Annotated in this window: 19 protein-coding genes; 12 read left to right on the top strand and 7 right to left on the bottom strand. The window is 52.0% G+C overall.

What is annotated here, in order from left to right; translation table 11 throughout:
* Positions 1-10: 10 nt before the first annotated feature.
* The 10 genes from JG725_RS06160 to JG725_RS06115 all read left to right on the top strand — a co-directional run bounded on the left by JG725_RS06160 (position 11) and on the right by JG725_RS06115 (position 10530).
* Entirely contained in the window at positions 11-2218 is a 2208-nt protein-coding gene (locus JG725_RS06160) for a GGDEF domain-containing phosphodiesterase (protein ID WP_199377113.1), read from the top strand.
* 129 nt (positions 2219-2347) lie between these two features.
* Positions 2348-3214 (top strand): amino acid ABC transporter substrate-binding protein, encoded by an 867-nt coding sequence (locus tag JG725_RS06155; RefSeq protein ID WP_199377111.1) that lies wholly within the window; start codon positions 2348-2350, stop codon positions 3212-3214.
* A 14-nt stretch (positions 3215-3228) separates the two neighbouring features.
* Positions 3229-4143: an amino acid ABC transporter substrate-binding protein gene (locus JG725_RS06150; protein ID WP_199377109.1), complete on the top strand. Its 915-nt coding sequence runs from the start codon at positions 3229-3231 to the stop codon at positions 4141-4143.
* Positions 4144-4570: 427 nt separating this feature from the next.
* Positions 4571-5335 (top strand): IclR family transcriptional regulator, encoded by a 765-nt coding sequence (locus JG725_RS06145; protein WP_172291457.1) that lies wholly within the window; start codon positions 4571-4573, stop codon positions 5333-5335.
* Positions 5336-5387: 52 nt separating this feature from the next.
* Positions 5388-6137 (top strand): transporter substrate-binding domain-containing protein, encoded by a 750-nt coding sequence (locus JG725_RS06140; protein ID WP_172291456.1) that lies wholly within the window; start codon positions 5388-5390, stop codon positions 6135-6137.
* A 63-nt stretch (positions 6138-6200) separates the two neighbouring features.
* A complete protein-coding gene (locus JG725_RS06135) occupies positions 6201-6872 on the top strand; it encodes an amino acid ABC transporter permease (protein WP_172291455.1) in 672 nt (223 codons plus the stop codon).
* Between the two features lie 32 nt (positions 6873-6904).
* The gene (locus JG725_RS06130; protein ID WP_172291513.1) at positions 6905-7651 is read left to right on the top strand and encodes an amino acid ABC transporter ATP-binding protein; all 747 of its coding nucleotides are present in this window, start codon (positions 6905-6907) and stop codon (positions 7649-7651) included.
* Positions 7652-7694: 43 nt separating this feature from the next.
* Positions 7695-9077 (top strand): formimidoylglutamate deiminase, encoded by a 1383-nt coding sequence (locus tag JG725_RS06125; protein ID WP_199377107.1) that lies wholly within the window; start codon positions 7695-7697, stop codon positions 9075-9077.
* Between the two features lie 16 nt (positions 9078-9093).
* Positions 9094-9900: an N-formylglutamate deformylase gene (gene hutG, locus JG725_RS06120; RefSeq protein ID WP_172291453.1), complete on the top strand. Its 807-nt coding sequence runs from the start codon at positions 9094-9096 to the stop codon at positions 9898-9900.
* A gap of 90 nt (positions 9901-9990) precedes the next feature.
* Complete coding sequence (locus JG725_RS06115) at positions 9991-10530, top strand: HutD family protein (protein WP_199377105.1); 540 nt, start codon at positions 9991-9993, stop codon at positions 10528-10530.
* 177 nt (positions 10531-10707) lie between these two features.
* Here JG725_RS06115 and JG725_RS06110 read toward each other — a convergent pair whose 3' ends face one another.
* Both JG725_RS06110 and dalD read right to left on the bottom strand, forming a co-directional pair.
* Positions 10708-11139: a SemiSWEET family sugar transporter gene (locus JG725_RS06110; RefSeq protein WP_172291451.1), complete on the bottom strand. Its 432-nt coding sequence runs from the start codon at positions 11137-11139 to the stop codon at positions 10708-10710.
* Position 11140: 1 nt separating this feature from the next.
* Positions 11141-12550 carry a D-arabinitol 4-dehydrogenase gene (gene dalD, locus JG725_RS06105; protein WP_199377104.1) on the bottom strand — a complete coding sequence of 470 codons (1410 nt, stop codon included), beginning with the start codon at positions 12548-12550 and terminating at the stop codon, positions 11141-11143.
* A 314-nt stretch (positions 12551-12864) separates the two neighbouring features.
* On the opposite strand from dalD, the gene JG725_RS06100 reads away from it, so the two are divergent.
* Together JG725_RS06100 and JG725_RS06095 are read left to right on the top strand one after the other, a co-directional pair.
* Positions 12865-13767, top strand: coding sequence for a DUF808 family protein (locus JG725_RS06100; RefSeq protein WP_199377102.1), 903 nt, complete (start codon positions 12865-12867; stop codon positions 13765-13767).
* A gap of 435 nt (positions 13768-14202) precedes the next feature.
* Positions 14203-15321, top strand: a complete 1119-nt coding sequence (locus tag JG725_RS06095; RefSeq protein WP_199377100.1) for a glycerol dehydrogenase — start codon at positions 14203-14205, stop codon at positions 15319-15321.
* Positions 15322-15608: 287 nt separating this feature from the next.
* Here the strand turns inward: JG725_RS06095 and JG725_RS06090 are convergent, their stop codons facing one another.
* From JG725_RS06090 to JG725_RS06070, 5 genes are all read right to left on the bottom strand, one after another.
* Entirely contained in the window at positions 15609-15944 is a 336-nt protein-coding gene (locus tag JG725_RS06090; protein WP_172291447.1) for a 4a-hydroxytetrahydrobiopterin dehydratase, read from the bottom strand.
* Positions 15944-16462, bottom strand: coding sequence for an adenine phosphoribosyltransferase (locus tag JG725_RS06085; RefSeq protein ID WP_172291446.1), 519 nt, complete (start codon positions 16460-16462; stop codon positions 15944-15946). The genes JG725_RS06090 and JG725_RS06085 overlap by 1 nt, the downstream gene beginning before the upstream one ends.
* A 172-nt stretch (positions 16463-16634) precedes the next feature.
* Positions 16635-17279, bottom strand: coding sequence for an HAD family hydrolase (locus JG725_RS06080; protein ID WP_172291444.1), 645 nt, complete (start codon positions 17277-17279; stop codon positions 16635-16637).
* On the bottom strand, positions 17269-18036 hold the full coding sequence (locus JG725_RS06075; RefSeq protein ID WP_199377098.1) for an HAD hydrolase family protein: 768 nt from the start codon (positions 18034-18036) through the stop codon (positions 17269-17271). The genes JG725_RS06080 and JG725_RS06075 overlap by 11 nt, the downstream gene beginning before the upstream one ends.
* Positions 18037-18041: 5 nt before the next feature.
* Positions 18042-18266 carry an ankyrin repeat domain-containing protein gene (locus JG725_RS06070; protein ID WP_199377096.1) on the bottom strand — a complete coding sequence of 75 codons (225 nt, stop codon included), beginning with the start codon at positions 18264-18266 and terminating at the stop codon, positions 18042-18044.

Raw genomic sequence — 18266 nt, 5'->3', positions numbered from 1 at the left:
AGTTTTGGCGATGATATCCCGAACCAGAGTAACTGAGGAATTAGATGGAGCAATACCGGATGAGGACAGGGTTACCTCGCATCGTCGGCAACGTTGGTATCGTTCGATTCTAGGTAAAGTCACTTTATTCCTTCTTGTCGGTATTCTTTTTTCATATGGCGTCGGGGCCGCGGCGGGTTGGTTTATTGTCGATAAGAATTCGCAGGAACAGTGGCGGCGTCAGGCTAATACCAATGCCCATATCATTAGTTATATCGTTCGCAGTATATATACGTCGGTCATCGCCCGCATGGATGCATCCGGGCAGATAACGGGCATTGTGACGGAAAATTTTCTGGGAGACGATGAGTCCATTTTGCAGACGGGATTCAATCCCGTCGACGTGCTTTCCCTGGTTGCGATGCAGACCAACAACCCTGTCTGGCTGTTTCATTATGGTGAAGATGACGGATTTATCAGTATTACGGACGCCAGCGGTATGGCGAGCGGCCATATTCTGGCGCTGGAAGAAAAGACGCGGATGCAGCCGGATGCGCTGACGGAGGCTTTCGCCGGTTTTGTGTCTATTGACGGTAAGACCTATTTCGCCAGCATTCTTCCGGTACTGGCGCCATCGGGGAAATTATTGGGCGCATTGGTCAGCAGTATCGGCGAAAAGCAGGATCTTTACCGCATCCATAATACCTTGTTGAGCAATTCACTGATCGCCCTGTGGATCGTGTTGCTGGCGACGGGGCTGGCGGTCACGCTGCTCATGAGACAGTTTTTTCATTCCGTACCGCTGCTGATTCAGGCGCTGACGCGTATTGCCCATGGCGATACCGCCAACATCACGCCATTCTTGCAGCGGGATGATGAAATCGGTCATCTGGCTGTGGCCATCGAAAAACTGCGGCAGGCGATGGTTGAGCGGGAACATCTCCAGAAAATAAAAGAAACCGCCCAGAAAATGGAATATATGGCTCACCATGATCCGCTGACCGGTCTGCCAAACCGCACTTTTTTCAGCGGGGCGCTGGAAAGCGCCATTGTCCGGCTGACGTCGAAAAACTCGCGTTTTAATCTGATGTTGCTCGATCTCGACTATTTCAAAAAAGTGAATGATACCTATGGTCATCCTGTGGGGGATGAGTTGCTGATTAACGTCAGCGAACGGATTTCCTTACTGCTCGGCAATGATGATGTGATTGCCCGCCTGGGGGGTGATGAATTCGCCGTGATCCAGCCGGTTCGGGACAAGCCGATACAGGCGGCGCAGCACCTGGCGGAGCAGGTGATTAAAGCCATTTCGGCGCCTTTTTACTGTCATGGGCATGAGTTTTGCGTTGGGATCAGCGTCGGTATCGCCAGCGCGCCTTTGCATGGCGAGACCTCCCACACCCTGATGAAGAACGCCGATCTGGCGCTTTATGTCTCCAAAAACACCGGGCGGAGTAATTATCACTATTTTGAGTATGGGATGGTGATGCCGAGCGCCATGCCGCATACCCGGGAACTGGATATTGAAGGCGCCATGTCCCGCGGGGAGTTCGAACTTTATTATCAGCCGTTGAGGCGTCTGTCGGATAATATCATTGTCGGTTATGAAGCGCTGGTGCGCTGGCGTCATGCCTCCGGGGAACTGTTGATGCCGGAGGCGTTTATCGCGCTGGCGGAGAGAACCGGGCTGATTGTCAGGCTGGGGGAGTGGATTATCCAGCAAGCCTGTACCGATGCCATGCTGCATTTTTCCGCGCATCAGCAGGTTTCGGTGAATATATCGAGCGTTCAGGTTCACCATCCCGGGCTGATCGATATCCTGACCGGCGCGCTGGAACAAAGCGGGTTGCCGGCCTCGCGTCTTGCGCTTGAGATAACTGAGTCTGTTTTGCTGGATCGCCCAAAAGCGCTGCCGGTGCTACAGCAGATACAAAACATGGATATCGGTATTGCGTTGGATGATTTGGGGACCGGTTATGCCTCGTTGGACTGCCTGGCCTATTTTCCTTTTAGCCGGGTGAAGTTGGATAAAACGCTGATCGCCGGTCTGGAAGCGTGCGAGTCGAAACGTATTATTGTGAGCAATATCCTTGCCCTGGTTCATCAGTTGGGGATGGAAACCCTGGCGGAAGGGGTGGAAACCGATCGGCAACTGGAGCTGTTAGGTCAGGCAGGTTGTCAATATGTTCAGGGCCGGCGAACCGGCGAAGCAGCGCCCATAACGGCAATGGCAGGTTGAACGATGCGGTATATTTTGCAGCGCTTTTGGGTTCCGGGACGCCAATATACCCCTAGGCCTCTTCACATGGTTTTATGTCTTTTATACCGTTACTGCCGGGTTGAGGCCCGGCGCGGAAGGGTTATCGCCATGATATTGGCCTTGCTGTCGCAACCGGCGGTTGCTGTGGCGCCGACGGACAGCGTGCTGACGAAAATCGCACAGACCACAACGATCAGAATAGGCTACCGCGTGGATGAACCGCCTTTTTCCTATCAGGTGGAGGGTAAGGCGGTGGGTTATTCAATCGATATCTGCTTGCGCATTGTGGACGGAATAAAAAAGTATCTGGGACTGAATGAGATACGGATTGTTTTTGTCCCGGTAACAACGGCAACGCGTTTGCCGTTTATCCGTAACCGCGGGATCGATCTGGAATGCGCCGCGACGACGAATAATAGCGAACGGCGGAAACAGGTCGAGTTTTCCTATCCGCACTTCGTGGCGTCTACCCGCTTTGTCGCGTTGAAGCGCTCCGGCATCAGACGTATTGAGGATTTAGCCGGGCGCAGTGTCTCGGTGAGCAGCGGGACGATCAATCTCGAACAGTTGAATGCGGTCAATATGCGCATGAAGCTGAATATTTCCGTCGTGCTGAAGAAAATAAACCAGGAAGCCTTTGAACTGGTTGCAAACGGCAAGGTATCGGCCTTCGTCACCGATGATATTCTGCTGGCGGGGTTGGTGGCGTCTTCCGCCAATCCGTCCGATTTCGTTCTTTCGGACGATCACTTAAGTCGCCCCGAACCCTATGGCATTCTTCTGCCGCCAGGGGAGTTGGCTTTCAGGCAAGTGGTGAATAAAGAACTGTATCGTATTTTCACGCAGGGAGAAATCGAGGCCATTTATGATAAATGGTTTCTTTCCCCGATCCCGCCCGATGGCGTCAATCTTCGTTTTCCCATGCCGCAAAATCTCAAGGCGGTTTTGGCGCAGCCGAAAGATTACCTTGATTAAAGGAGCAATGAGCGATGTGCGGATATGGTAAACGCTGGCATCATTTTCTTATTGGCTTATTCATTGCCGCTGTCATGGGAAGCCATGTTTCGCGGGCTGACGATATCATCCCCACGCTTGAGCGGATGCGGCTGACCGGGACGCTCCGCATCGGCTATGGCAATACGCCGCCGTTTTCCTACGTTGGTCCGGCGGGGGGCGTGACCGGCTATTCGATCGATTTGTGCAATCGTATCGCCGAGTCGCTCAGGATCCGGCTGGGATTGGATAAGCTCAATATCGAATATGTGTTTCGCACGCCGGCGAATAGAATACAACTGCTTGGTAGCGGAGCTATCGATATCGAATGCGTGGCCAGTACCAAGACCGTGGAGCGGAGTCGCAGCGCCGCCTTTTCCACCGGTTATTTCCTGGTGGGCACCCGCTATGTTTCTCTGCGTAAAAATCATCTGAGTACGTTGGAAAACTTACGCGGCAGGAGCGTCAGTATTGTGCTTGGGACGGTCAATGTCGGCCAGATCAATCAGGCCAACCGGGAAAAGAAACTGAATCTCTCCATTGTATCCACGGATACCCTGCAAAAAGCGTTCGATATGGTCGGTCAGGAAAAGGTTTCTGCTTTTGCCATGGACGACATCTTGCTGCACGCCCTGGTTGCTCTATCTCCCAATCCGCAGGATTACGCGATTTCCAGCGAGTCGCTTGATGAGGGAACAGAATATGGCTTTATGATGCGCCGTGATGATGAGGATTTTCGCGTGGCGGTCAATGCCGCATTACGGCAGATTTACGCCAGTCACGAAATAGAGCGAATTTATTCACGCTGGTTTACTCAACCGCTTCCCGGAAGCCAGGTTAATCTCCATTTCCCAATGAGTGAAAATCTACGGCGGCTGTTGCTGACTGCCGATACCGCCGGTGCCGAGTAGTATCCCCCGGCGTCGCTGTCTCTTACTACACAAATAATGAACCAGGCGGTGATGAAACGCGCCCGAACGTTTCTCCGCCGTCAGCATGACCGGTACGTCGGTCGACGTGCAGCCTGGGCATAAGTTCTGCGAAACTCCCTGTCAGAATCTAAAGCATATGCGCCATTTTGGTGCTTTTCGTTCATCAAAATGGTGCAACGCCACGCCGCTGTCGGCGATCGCCAGACGGGAAAATTTTTTTCGTCACGCCGAATAGTGGGTTTTTGGCCAGCTTTTTTGATTTTTTATCTGGGTTAATTCATTGTATTTATGATTGTTCTCATTATATGGGAATTTATTTCCCAAAATATGGCATGACCTCTGCTTTAGTGATATCAGCGTAATATCCGTCACCTGATTTCATTGATTCGCATACCGGGGATCCACCATGCCGAAAGTGTCTTATGCCGTTGCCAATCAGGCGGAAGAGATCATCACCGCGCAGGAGCGGGTGCTGATGATCCTTAAAACCATCGCGCAGTTTGGCCGGCCGGCCAGCGCCACCGAACTGATGAAAATGACCGGGTTGGCCAAAAGTACGCTGTACCGTCAGTTGGCGATCCTTCGGCGTTGGGGGTTCGTCATGGAAATCGGAAGTCTGTACGCGCCGGGGCCGGTGAGTCTGCAACTGGCAATGGGATTTGATGAAACCGCTTTGCTGACGCAGTACGCGCAGGAGGATATGCGCTGGCTGTCCGATGCCTCTCAGGAGACGGTCGCCATCACCGTGGCGATTAACCGGCAGGCCGTCTGCGTCAGCATGATTGAAGCGACGCAGTCGCTGCGTTGTTCTTTCGAAAAAGGGCGCAGCGTGCCGCTGCGGGCCGGCGCGACCGCAAAATGCCTGTTGGCGCATCTGGCGGAGGCTGAGTTGCGCCACATTCTGCCGCTGGAGTTTCCTCATCCCGAGCAGCGCGCCGCGGTGGCGCAGCAGTTACAGGCGATCCGTGAGCAGGGCTATGCCTACAGCGACAGTGAAGTGGATGCCGGCATCTGGGGCGTCAGTTTTCCGTTATTGACGCCCAACCGCAAGCTACTCGGCGCGCTGAGCCTGATGGCGCCTTCGCAGCGGGTAGCCGGCAAGCAGGCGGATCTGATTGGCATGACGGCCGCAGCCGTCGCACGTATTCATCAGCACTTAAAAGATTTTTGACGTCGTGGCCCGTAAGGGAACCATACCGTCGTTTAACCAGAGGAAAAAATGTATGTCAGTTACCCGTCGTGCTTTGTTAAACACCCTGTTCGCCATCGGACTGTCCTGTGTTTCCGGTCTGGCCTTTGCACAACAGGGAGAACCGATTAAAGCCGTCACGGATGCGACTTTCCCACCGCTGGAGTTTATGGAAAACAACAAGTTCAGCGGTTTCGATATCGAACTGGTAGAGGCTATCGGCAAGCAGTTGAATCGGCCGGTGCAGTGGACAAACGTTGACTTCAAGGGGTTGATCCCCAACCTGACCTCACAGCGGGCCGATATTGCGGTATCGGGCATTTACATCACGCCGGAACGGGCGCAGGTGGTGAACTTCACCAAACCCTATCTGACCGGCGGGCTGGTGGTGGTGGTGAAAGAGGACAACGCCGCAATCAAAACCCATGACGACCTGAAAGGTAAAAGCGCCAGCGTTCAGGTGGGCACCAAGTCGGTGGCATGGCTGCACGGCAATATGCCGGAGGTGCGTCTGGTGGAAGTGGAGAAAAACCAGCAGATGTTCAACCTGGTCAGCATCGGCCGCGTCGATGCCGCGGTGACGGGCAAACCGGCCGCCTTTCAATATGCGCGCACCAAAGGCGGGGTACGGATTCTACAAGACCAACTGACGTCTGAAGAATACGGGATCGCGGTGCGTAAAGATCTGCCGCAGCTGCGCGATGATATCGACGGCGCCATCGAAGCGCTCAAGGCGAACGGCGTATACCAGAGTCTGATGGATAAATGGTTTCCCGCCAGCTAACGCGTAACCACCGCGGGCGTCAAATGACGCTCGCAGAACCGCCACGTATCGCAGGATATTTTTATGAATCTAGACCTGAACTTTGCGCCGGTATTCGCCAGCAGCGACGCCCTGCTGGCCGGCACGCTGGTGACTATCGAAATTACCCTGTGCGCGCTGCTGGTGGGGTGTTCGCTCGGTCTGCTGGTGGGCATCGCCCGGCTTAACCCGCAGCGCCGCGTACTGTATGCCGTGTCCAGCGCCTATGTGACCTTGATCCGCGGCACGCCGCTGCTGGTGCAGCTGTTTATCTGGTATTACGGCCTGCCGCGTTTTGGCGTGATGTTGCCGTCCTTTTTCTGCGGCGTTATCGGCCTTGGGCTTTATTCCAGCGCCTATATTTCGGAAATTGTCCGGGGAGCGATTACCTCTATCGAACGCGGTCAGAACGAAGCGGCGCGCTCGCTGGGGATGTCCGGCGTACAGGCGATGTACAAAATCATTCTGCCGCAGGCGCTGGTGCGCATGATCCCGCCGCTGGGCAATGAATTTATCGCGCTGATAAAGAACTCCGCGCTGGTTTCCCTGATCACCATTCAGGATGTGATGCAGGCCGGCACGACGATAATCAGCAACTCTTACCGCGATTTGGAAACCTATCTGGTGGTGGCCGGCGTGTACTTTATCCTGACGGGCATTTCCGTTGTGGCGCTGCGTTATTTTGAGAAACGTCATCATATGAAGGGGGTGCAGTAATGACCGACCATCAATCCACAGAGACACCCGCAGTGATCACCATCCGCCGTCTTGGCAAACGTTTTGGCGACAATACGGTGCTGCGCGGCATTGATTTCGACGTTTTCCCGGGGGAGGTCGTGGTGATCATCGGCCCCAGCGGATCGGGGAAAAGCACTTTTCTGCGTTGCTGCAACGGTCTTGAACACCCGGAAGAGGGGGATGTCACGCTGTGCGGGCGGCCGCTGATCAGCGGCGGCAAGATGCTGGCCGAACCTCAGCTCAACCAATTGCGCAAAGAGGTCGGCATGGTGTTCCAGTCCTTCAACCTGTTCCCCCATTTATCGGTGCTGGAGAACATCTGCGTGGCGCCGATGATGCTGCGCGACATGAGCAAAGCCGCCGTTCGTCAGCAGGCGATGCAACTGCTGGAAAAGGTCGGCTTGTCCGCCAAGGCGCAGGCCATGCCGGGCAGCCTGTCGGGCGGGCAGAAGCAGCGGGTGGCGATCGCCCGGGCGCTGGCGATGTCGCCGACGGTGATGCTGTTCGACGAACCGACCTCGGCGCTCGATCCTGAATTGGTGGGCGAGGTGCTACAGGTTATGAAATTACTGGCGCAGGAGGGCATGACCATGATTGTCGTCACCCATGAGATGGGGTTTGCGCGTGAAGTCGCCGATCGGGTGGTGGTGATGGACGGCGGCGGCATTATTGAGTCCGGGACGCCGGCGCAGATTTTCGGCGCCCCGCGTGGCGAGCGTACCCAGCGGTTTCTTCAGTCGGTCTTGTCCCAGCACTGAGACGCCAGACCGATCTTTTTTCTACATCAGGTAATAAACCACCATGATAGCGAATCAACTTTTTGCCCAACACGCGTTGCTGAATGACGGCTGGCATCGTGACGTATTGCTCGAGTGGGACGATCGGGGCGAGATCCGCCGGGTTGTCCCAGACTGTTGCCGCCCGCCCGAGGTTGAACAGGCCGGCTGGCTGCTGCCGGGAATGGTCAACCTGCACTCACACGCTTTCCAGCGCGCGTTTAGCGGCCTGACGGAGTACCGGCAGCAGAAGCAGGACAGCTTCTGGAGTTGGCGTAACCTGATGTATGACTTTGCGGCGAAGATTTCACCGGAGCAGCTTGAGATCGTCGCCACCTGGTTGTACAGCGAAATGCTGGAAGCGGGTTACACCTCGGTGTGCGAGTTTCACTATGTGCACCATCAGCCCGACGGTAAACCGTATGCCGATCCGGCGACGCTGTGCCGCAGTCTGATCAACGCGGCGCAGCATACCGGTATCGGGCTGACGCTGCTGCCGGTGTGCTATCAGAATAGCGGTTTCGGCGGTCAGCCGCCGGAGGCGAAGCAGCGGCGCTTCATCAACGACACCGAACAGTTTCTTACGCTATGGCAACAATTGATGTCGCAGACGCGCGACGGTCAGGTGCGGCTGGGCGTGGCGCCGCATTCGCTGCGCGCTATCTCCGAACACGCCCTGACGCAACTGTTGACCGGTATTAAACAGATGGATACGGAGGCGCCGATCCATATCCACGTTGCCGAACAGGTCAAAGAGGTGGAAGACTGCCTGGCCTGGAGCGGCCTGCGGCCTGTCGAATGGCTGCTGGAGCACCAGCCGGTCGATCGCCGCTGGTGTCTGATCCATGCCACCCACATGACGGAGTCGGAGTATCGCCGCGCGGCCGGCAGCGGCGCGGTAGCCGGACTGTGCCCCACCACCGAGGCCAATTTGGGCGACGGTATGTTCGACTTCCCCCAGTGGCGTCAGCATGGCGGCCACTGGGGGATCGGCTCCGACAGCAATGTTGCCGTCAGCGCCGCGGAAGAACTACTGATGCTGGAATATTCTCAGCGTTTGCAGTTCCGCCAGCGCAATGTCTGCGCCGACCGACAGCAGTCCGACGTCGCCGCCGGCCTGTATCTGGGGGCGCTGCACGGCGGCGCGCAGGCCAGCGGCCGTAACGTGGCCGGGCTTGCCGTAGGCCAGCGCGCCGATCTGGTGGAGCTGGACGCCGAACATGCGGCGCTGGCGCTGCTGCCGGCGGACAACATTCTGGCAGGCCATCTGTTCGGCAGTTCGCGCAGTTCGGCGGTGCAGCGGGTGTGGACCGGCGGCCGGCAGCGGGTTGATCGTCAACACCTGCTGCATCCGTCGGCGCTGGCGGCGTTCGCCGCTGTACGTCGGCAGTTATTGCAACAAATTTGACCGGGAGATTGACATCATGACTACCCCAGCGCCGTTCATTTTTCATCAGGGCAGCGAACCGTTATTTATCACCATGCCCCATACCGGCGTCTGGCTGCCCGATGAGGTAGCCGGCGCCCTGACGCCTGAAGCGCGGAGTGTGCCTGACACCGACTGGCACATCGAGCAGCTTTATGCCTTTGCCAGACAGATGGGGGCGTCATGGCTACAGGCCACCTGCTCACGCTATGTGGTCGATCTCAACCGTCCGCCGGACGGCGCCAGTCTCTATCCGGGGCAGGCCACCACCGGGCTGTGTCCGGAGACGCGTTTTGACGGCGGGCCGGTTTATCTGCCGGGCGCCGCGCCCTCTCCCGATGAGGTGCAGGCACGTCGCCGCCGCTACTGGCAGCCCTGGCACGACAAGCTTGCCGAGGAGTTGCTGCGCCTGAAGGCCCGATTCCCCAGGGTCGTGCTGTGGGACGCGCACTCCATCCGTTCTCTCTTGCCGCAGTTTTTCGACGGACGCTTGCCCGATTTCAATATTGGCACCAATAAAGGCGCGAGCTGCGCCCCCGCGTTGCAGCAGCGTATCGCGACAATCGCTCGCGCCGCCGCGCCGTTCACTCAGGTGGAAAATGGACGCTATACCGGTGGATACATCACCCGCCACTACGGTCAGCCGAGCCAGGGAATACATGCGGTGCAGATGGAGCTGACGCAGTGCAGTTATATGGATGAAACGCCGCCCTGGCGCTGGCAACCGCAAAAAGCCCAACTGCTACAGACCCATCTTCAGGCCATGCTACAGTCGGCGCTGGAGTTTGCCCGTGAGGGCCGGTAGCGACGCGCCGCGATGAGGGACATTCGCCTCGGACACTTGGCATAATCATCGGGACGACGCGTCGTCCTCGCACCCAACAGAGCGTAATCCATGATCGAATTTTATGATACCGAGAGCCTGCCGGTGACGCGCTGGCGTAATGGCGGCGGCGAAACGCGGGAAATCGTCAGTTTTCCGCCGCAGTCGGCGTCGTTTGCGTGGCGCGCCAGTATCGCCAGTATCGCTGCCAGCGGCGCTTTCTCTCTTTTCCCGGGGGTAGACCGGGTGATTACCCTATTGGAAGGAGAGGGGGTGGCGCTGACGGCGCCGGGGGCGTTTGACCAGCAATTGGCGCTGCACCAGCCTTTTGCTTTTGCCGGAGAGGCGGCGGTGCACGCTTGTTTGTCCGGCCCGGAGAGCCTGGATTTCAATGTTATGACGCGCTGCGGGGTGTGTCGGGCGACGGTAATCGCCACCCGACAGCCGCAGCAGGCCGCCGCGGGGGTTTTCTGGGTGATTGCCGGGCGCTGGCGAGTGGGGGATAGGTCGTTCGCGCGCGGACAGGGCGCATGGTGGAACGACAACGTCATCGACGTCCTGCCCGCATCAGGGGAGGCGCATCTGCTGTTTGCCGCGATTACCTATGAGTGAAGCGCGCCCTTATCATCAGGCGCGGCTGCGCTAAGAGGCGAAACGGTCGTCGTGTCAGCGGCAAACCGCTGTGGGAAGCGCGTTTGCCCAACGGGCGGTCAGGCCACGCCAACGACCTATTCGGTTAACGACAAGCTATCGAAAAATTTGCCGCTTCAACCGAGGGTCGTTATTGATTCAAAGCTGCTTGCTTTTAAGCGCTCCGGTTACCGGCAATGGGCTAGGGGACGATGACAATGGCGCTTTCCCCGTCGCACTACGGGGCGCGGGGCGCTTCACCTTTACCTCACGCTCGTTGTAGAGCTTCAACATAATAACCACGATAGCCAACAGCGTGGTGATGCCGTTAGCGGTCATGACCGGCATATCCTGTACTTTAAAGCCGTAAGCGGTCCAGCAGGAAACGCCAAAGAACAGTGCGGCGTACATGCCAAGCGAGATACCGGTGGTATCTTTATTACGAATAATATGCAGTACCTGTAAAAAGAAAGAGCCGGTGGTTACCCATGCCGCCAGGGTTCCCAGGGCAATCGGCCATCGATAGAGAGCCAATATGGACAGTGCTGCGGCGACAATCGTCCCCAGCACAATGATCAAATGTTTTTTCATGTCATATTCCCTCAGGTGACGCATGGAGCGTTGTCCGCACCTCATCAACGGCGGCGCGCAGATGATCGGTAAAGTCTTTGTGACGACGCACCACGCCGAATAGCGCGGGCTGGTCGGCAAAGACGGCCAGCGGATCATCCGCGCTGAAAATCCGGTCTACTTCTATACTGTCAATGGCGCGATCTTCGTAACTGAACGGCAGTTCGCCCCTGTGGTGTCGTTGCATAAAGAGAAAAAAGAGCGCCGCCAGACGCAGCGTCGCCTGTGGAACGCGCTCTTGACGGTAGCTGTCTTTTAACGTGGGGACGATAAAACCATGCAGTTTGGCGATACTGTCGGAGGATACCCGGGCGACCGTATCGCGTACCCAACGATTGCCGAAACGGGCTAATACGCTGTCGCATTCGGTGGGCAGATCGAGAACGACGCCGCGTTTCTCAAGGGAGGGGCTGACATCCTGTAGGACGTAATCGCGGATCCAGTCCGTCACCTGCGCGGGCAGACTTTCATCGATATAGCGCCGGCCCTGTAACGCCCCGGCCCAGGCAATGCCGCTGTGGCTGGCGTTGAGCAGTCGAATTTTAGCCTCTTCGACCGGCGTAACGTCGTCAACAAACTCGACGCCCACCTGTTCGAGCGCGGGACGCGCGCTGGCAAAATTATCCTCGATCACCCAACGGGCAAAGCTTTCGCAAGACAGAGGAACGGCGTCGCCGGTAATGCCCTGTTGCCGTAGCCGGGTATAGAGCGCATCGTCGAATTTCGGGGTGATGCGATCGACCATACTGTTCGGCGCGGTAGTCTGTTCAGTCATCCACGCCATCAGGTCGGGGCGCTGTTTTGCCGCCAGAAATTCCCGCATACCCTGCGAAAAACTGTCGCCGTTCTGACGCAAGTTGTCGCAGCACAGCAGAGTCACCGGGCCGCTTTGCTGCTGCCGGCGGGCGGTCAGGATCAGCGTCAGCGCGCCGTATAAAGTATTTATTTCACCTTCATCACGCAGGTCGGCCTGTATGGCGGGGTGGGATAAATCAAGATGGTCGTCATCATCCAAAAAGTATCCGCCTTCGGTAACGGTGAAAGAAATAATTTTTGTGTTTGGGTCGGCGCCAACGGCGACGGTTGAAGCGAGGCGGCTGTCCCACAGCAGGATCTGATCCACCGCGTCAATGGTTTCATAGCCGCGTTCTCCGTCAGGAGAGAGGGTTTCGAGCGTGTAGTGCCCGTTCTGGGCTTTAAGTTGTTGCAGGGTCTTTTGGGTGGCGCTGTTGCGGATGTTGGATAACGCCATGTGCCAGTGGTCGTCGCCCTTTTGGCGCAGCTGGTTGAGATACCAGGCCTGATGCGCGCGGAAGAAAGCGCCTGCTCCGAGATGCAGCCAGGTTGAAGTGTTTTTTATCGATATAGGCAAATCTTATCCTTACTCCATTGGAGGTTATTTATCCAATGTTAAGGGTAACATTTTTTGAGAGATAATAAAAATATGATATTTATTAATAAGTTATTAATTATTTGCGTGGGTTTTCCTCCACCGGGGCGCCGCCGGATTTTTGTCGGAACGCGTGAAGCAATGGCGGAAAAAACGTAACGCCCGTTGCACATTCCATGTCAGAAAAATCGCCGGTACGGAGCGAGTAGGATTCTGTGGGAATTACGTCTATGCTGGTTCTGAAAGGCAGGTGTGTCCCTGCTGTCGCTATAATGAACGGAATAAGGAACAACACTTTGGCTGGAGCAAGTTTACTGACGCTGCTGGATGATATCGCCACGTTGCTGGACGATATTTCCGTGATGGGAAAAATGGCCGTTAAAAAAACGGCCGGCGTATTGGGGGACGATCTTTCCCTGAACGCCCAACAGGTGAGCGGCGTTAAGGCGAACCGTGAATTGCCGGTGATATGGCGGGTGGCGAAAGGTTCCTTTCTGAATAAGCTGTTTCTGGTGCCGGTGGCGTTACTGATCAGTGCGTTCATCCCCTGGGCGATTACGCCGTTGCTGATGATAGGCGGCGCTTTCCTTTGCTACGAAGGCGTGGAAAAGGTGATGCACAGTTTACATCGCGATAAGGCGGAAAAGACGCCGGAGGCCCGGCAGCAGCGATTACTTGCGGCGGCGCAGTCCGATGCCCCGACCTACGAAGACGACAAGGTGAAAGGGGCGATACGCACCGACTTTATCCTTTCGGCTGAGATTGTCGCGATTACGCTGGGTATTGTGTCGGAATCGCCGTTGCTCAATCAGGTTATCGTTCTGGCCGGTATCGCCATTCTGGTGACCGTCGGCGTATATGGCATTGTGGCCGGTATCGTTAAGCTGGACGATCTGGGGCTGTGGCTTGAACAAAAATCATCATTTATCGCCCAAAAGGTGGGGGCCGGACTGTTGACGGCCGCGCCCTGGCTGATGAAAGCGCTTTCCGTGGTCGGGACGCTGGCGATGTTTTTAGTCGGCGGCGGCATCGTGGTTCATGGTTTGCCTTGGCTGCATCATCTCATCACCGATTTTGGCGATAAATACAACGGCGTTGTCGCCGTATTAGCGAATAATCTGGCGAATCTAGTGGTTGGTTTGATTGTCGGATCCATCGTGCTGCTGGTGGTGTCTTTGATATCCCGGTTACGGACATAAAACCTATTGTCCGGGCGCCGGCTATTGTCGCATGCTTTCGATTTTGGCGTAATTGTAACTAAAAATGTCATTTTCCAGAGCGGATAGGGCGTGTTTCACGCCTGCCTGACGCTCGGTTATTGTGAAACGTCCGCTTGCTTGCTGAGAACAATTCGTTACGCCTTCTCTTTATATCATTAGATTTTTTTATCTATCATTGTCTCCGATGTACATCTCTCAAGGTAAAGCGATTTACCTGCTTCCGCTAATTTTCATGTTTATACCAAGTCTGCTGAATAAAGAGGAAATATTTAAATTTCATTGTGTTATATATAATTTTCGTTGTGGAAAATAGAAGTAATATATTTTTTTCATTTCTAATTATCTTTTTCATGCCATTGAAAGGGATGATTTCAAATAATTAAGCTGCGGTAAGTAGTAAAAAGAGCATTAAAAATGATTAAAGATACTAAAGTACCAAGAACGGTCACCTCACCGAAAAAATTCTTCATCGGTGTGGAAATGCTGGGAAAACTCAATGATTTCGTTAAGGATTTTGGCGATAGCGCGTTAATTATAAGTGATGAGTTTATCTTGCGCCGGGTAGAAGACGAGGCGCTCTCCGCACTCAAGGCCGCCAATCTCAATGGGGTGGCAGAAAAGTTCCAGTATGAGTGCTCGCAAAAAGAAATCGATAGATTGCAGGCCATTGCACGACAACATGATGTCAATATCATTGTCGGCATCGGCGGCGGTAAAACGCTGGATGCCGCCAAGGCCGTCGCCTTCTACCAAAAAATGCCGGTTGTGCTGTTTCCCACCATTGCGTCAACGGACGCGCCCTGTACGGCGTTAGCGGTGATTTACACTGAATCAGGCGAATTCGAACGTTATCTTTTCTTGCCGCAGAATCCGGATGTGGTGGTCGCCGATACGTCGATTATCTCTTCCGCCCCGGCGCGGTTTTTCTCCGCCGGCGTAGGCGATGCCCTGGCAACCTACTTTGAAGCGCGCGCCTGTTACCAGTCGGACGGTGTTAATCTAGTGTTGCATAAACCTTCCCGAACCGGTCTGGGACTTGCTGAACTGTGCTACAAAGTGCTGAGCGAAAACGTTCAGTCCGCCATGGCCGCGGTGGAAAACAACATCACCACGCCGGCGCTGGAACAAACCATCGAAGCCACGATCTATTTAAGCGGCGTGGGCGCGGAAGCCGGCGGCCTGGCCGCGGCGCATGCCGTTCATAACGGTATGTCGATCATTTCAGACCTGCATAAAGCGCAGCACGGTGAAAAAGTCGTCTTTGGCCTGCTGACGCAGTTGGTTCTGGAAAACGCGCCGCGCGAAGAGATAGAAGAGGTTATTCGAATTATCAAAATCGCCAAGCTGCCGTTGACGCTTAAAGAGTTGGGGCTGAAAAACTTCATCAGCGCGGAATGGCGCGAAGTCGCAAGAATAGCCTGTTCGCCAGAGGATACGATGAACAATATGGCGATGGATATAACGGAGGATGACGTTTATAACGCGATGATCGCGGCAAACGCGCTGGGCGAACACTACCGGGCATTAAATTAATTTTCGCCGCGATATAGCAAACGGATTATTGTTAGAAGTGCGTGTTTATAGTGGCGTGTGATGGCGGACACTGGTTGCTGAGGTGGCCGCCGGCCTATGGCTTCACCACATTTGATAAAACGCGCTTCAACTGAATGTTATGTACCGTCTTTCCAATTCGAGAGGCAGTGTATGTTTCCTGGTTTAATACGTTGTACTTATTGGTAGTTACCCTTATTATCGCAGAAATAATGTCATCTCATGCGTTACGCAAGAGTTAGTAGAACACGTAATCTCCGATATCTTATTTATTCGCTTTGATTATGCCTGAACGAATGAAAGAGCGCCTGTACTTCTTTAATCATTCGGCTATCAGCAGTAGTTAATCCTTTATGAGAGTGAGTCCACCATTCTAACGTTACATGATTCCATTCACAGATAATTTTAGGGTGATGCTGCATTGATTCTGCTTTATATCCAACTTTTAATAGGAAGTTAATACTATCAAGATAGCAACTGAACTTGAGTACCTGAATAATTTTATTTATACGATCAGAACTGACCAATCTACAATCCGGACATTCATTCAGTAAGATGTGAATATCATTTTCGGTGAGTGGATATATTGGTTTATGCTCTACCATTATACCTCTCCGTCAATATAACCACATGATTTAACGAGATATCCATCTAGTTTTCCCCTGCCATTCAGCGCGGTTAATTCTAATAAAAATCCTGCGCCAACAACGGTTGCACCTAATTTTTCGCAAAGCTTTATTGCACCCAAACAGGTTCCTCCGCTACCTAAAACGTCATCGATCAAAAGGACACGATTTCTGCTGGATAAGGCATCAGAATGAATATGTAATTCATTTGAAGCGTATTCACTGCTATATGATGTTGAAATCGTTGCACGCGGCAGTTTATTTGGTTTGCGTATTGGGACAAAAGATACCCCAAGCCTATCTGCAACCATCGCCCCTATAATGAATCCTAAGGCATCAATAGCGACAACGGTATCTACCTTATTTTTAAATTCATTTGCTAAAAATGAAATTGCTTTATGTCGCAATTCACTGTTAGCGAGTACTGGGGTAATATCGTGGAATTTTATTCCTTTCTTGGGATGATCCCAAATAATTTTTATTTCATGTGAAATCATAATAATACTTCCTCGTCTTGTGCGGCTTTTTTCAGGATAGAGATTCCTAATCTTAACTGGTTCATATTAAAATCTAATATTCCATTTATTATCTTATATAAATAAGAATCAATTTTTTGTTCGGCTGCAAGCATTGATAAAGTTCGTCGATATGATTGAGCCTTCTTTGAAGTCATATGATTTTAAGTATGTCATTGAATCTCTCAAATATATAATCTGGTTTTAATGTTAATTCGGACACCGGCTTACCAAAACCGTATGTCATATAAGCGCATGGAATTTTTAAATTCTTGGCATATTCAATATCTGGCTCAGTATCTCCAACATGAAGAACGTTAGATAATGATAGTGAAGTAAATTTTTTTGCTATAACATTATTCCACGGTTCAACGCTTGGTTTAGGTTTAACATTCTCTCTTGAGCCAACAACTAACGATATAAAACGGGATAAATCATATTTATCTAAAAACTCATATATGGATTGTTCTCCTTTATTGCTAACAATAATAACCAGAACGTTTTTATCGTACAGATGCTTAATGGTTTCTTTTACATGAGGATATAGAGTTTGATGAATAAAAAACTCACTATTATATTTTTTTCTATATCGAGAAGTTAACGTTGAAATTTCACTCTCACTGATGCTATCACCAAGAAGCTCAGCAAAAGTATCAGTCAATGACAGTCCCATAGCAATGCAATTATCTATTTCTTCACCCGTTTTTACTGGGAATAGTTCATAAAGAGTATACTTTATTGCATTCCTTGTATCACATATCGTTCCATCAAAATCAAAAGATATACAATTAAATTTCATATAGTTCTGCCTGAATAAAACTAACGATGTCTCTTTCGGTATCAAAAGAGTCAATAACGTAATCACAAACATCTTTAAGTTTTATATTGTCGCCAATACATACGCTTAAATCTGCTGATTTCAGTATTTTAAAATCATTGGTGTCATTGCCGAAAGCGATGACTTTATAGTTTCTTAAGTTATATTTTAATATTAAATCCGCTTTGTCTACTCGTTTTGATGAAAGATCGAAGAAATCCACATCACGATAGTTATGAATTATGGTTTCTTCTAGGTTAACAAAATTGTGAATATGATTTTTACCAAAAATTTGGATCTTGCAAATTCCTTTTTTTAACATGTGTTCAATATCTGAAACAGGCTTTATTCCACATGATTTAGTATATTTAAAAAAATCCAAATCATGATTTGTTAGATAAAAACATTCATCATTATCTGCCACAAATGGAATGTTGCTCGATAATAAAAAATAGATGATATCTTTAGTTATATTATGATCTATATATTTTACATCTTCAGTAGACTGATTTTTATAATAAACAGAACCGTTCATGCAAACAATGTGTGAGGACCATAATGTACTTGGTAAAACTTGCTTTACATCACGAAAAGGTCTTGCTGTGGCAAATATAACCATCCCATATTCTGACAGTTTTATTATTTCATTTTCTAATGATTCTGATAATGTTTTATTATTAAATATAATAGTACCATCAAGATCAAAAACAAAACATTTTGGCTTTATGATGCAATTCATGAATTTTATTTCATTTTAAAAAGAGGGAATATATTATTATGATTGTACTTTTTTGCCAGGTCAAAAGGGGTTTCACTATCTTCTGTAAGCGCTGTGATATTTGCTCCAATGGAGATAAGATATTCAACACATTTATATTTTCCCTCAACGGCAGCTTCATGTAAAGGCGTTCTATTACTGAAAGATAATACCTCACTATTTGATGTCATTGCTTCTATATTTGCCCCCAT

The organism is Brenneria sp. L3-3C-1 (genome assembly GCF_016456245.1).
GTDB lineage: Bacteria > Pseudomonadota > Gammaproteobacteria > Enterobacterales > Enterobacteriaceae > Brenneria.
Note: the sequence above shows the minus strand (reverse complement) of the source record. Positions and strands in the feature narration are given on the sequence as shown.

Coding starts and splice junctions, on each gene's coding strand:
- JG725_RS06160 (WP_199377113.1), top strand. CDS start 11: ATGATATCCCGAACCAGAGTAACTGAGGAATTAGATGGAGCAATACCG.
- JG725_RS06155 (WP_199377111.1), top strand. CDS start 2,348: ATGATATTGGCCTTGCTGTCGCAACCGGCGGTTGCTGTGGCGCCGACG.
- JG725_RS06150 (WP_199377109.1), top strand. CDS start 3,229: ATGTGCGGATATGGTAAACGCTGGCATCATTTTCTTATTGGCTTATTC.
- JG725_RS06145 (WP_172291457.1), top strand. CDS start 4,571: ATGCCGAAAGTGTCTTATGCCGTTGCCAATCAGGCGGAAGAGATCATC.
- JG725_RS06140 (WP_172291456.1), top strand. CDS start 5,388: ATGTCAGTTACCCGTCGTGCTTTGTTAAACACCCTGTTCGCCATCGGA.
- JG725_RS06135 (WP_172291455.1), top strand. CDS start 6,201: ATGAATCTAGACCTGAACTTTGCGCCGGTATTCGCCAGCAGCGACGCC.
- JG725_RS06125 (WP_199377107.1), top strand. CDS start 7,695: ATGATAGCGAATCAACTTTTTGCCCAACACGCGTTGCTGAATGACGGC.
- hutG (WP_172291453.1), top strand. CDS start 9,094: ATGACTACCCCAGCGCCGTTCATTTTTCATCAGGGCAGCGAACCGTTA.
- JG725_RS06115 (WP_199377105.1), top strand. CDS start 9,991: ATGATCGAATTTTATGATACCGAGAGCCTGCCGGTGACGCGCTGGCGT.
- JG725_RS06110 (WP_172291451.1), bottom strand. CDS start 11,139: ATGAAAAAACATTTGATCATTGTGCTGGGGACGATTGTCGCCGCAGCA.
- JG725_RS06095 (WP_199377100.1), top strand. CDS start 14,203: ATGATTAAAGATACTAAAGTACCAAGAACGGTCACCTCACCGAAAAAA.
- JG725_RS06090 (WP_172291447.1), bottom strand. CDS start 15,944: ATGGTAGAGCATAAACCAATATATCCACTCACCGAAAATGATATTCAC.
- JG725_RS06085 (WP_172291446.1), bottom strand. CDS start 16,462: ATGATTTCACATGAAATAAAAATTATTTGGGATCATCCCAAGAAAGGA.
- JG725_RS06080 (WP_172291444.1), bottom strand. CDS start 17,279: ATGAAATTTAATTGTATATCTTTTGATTTTGATGGAACGATATGTGAT.
- JG725_RS06075 (WP_199377098.1), bottom strand. CDS start 18,036: ATGAATTGCATCATAAAGCCAAAATGTTTTGTTTTTGATCTTGATGGT.
- JG725_RS06070 (WP_199377096.1), bottom strand. CDS start 18,266: ATGGGGGCAAATATAGAAGCAATGACATCAAATAGTGAGGTATTATCT.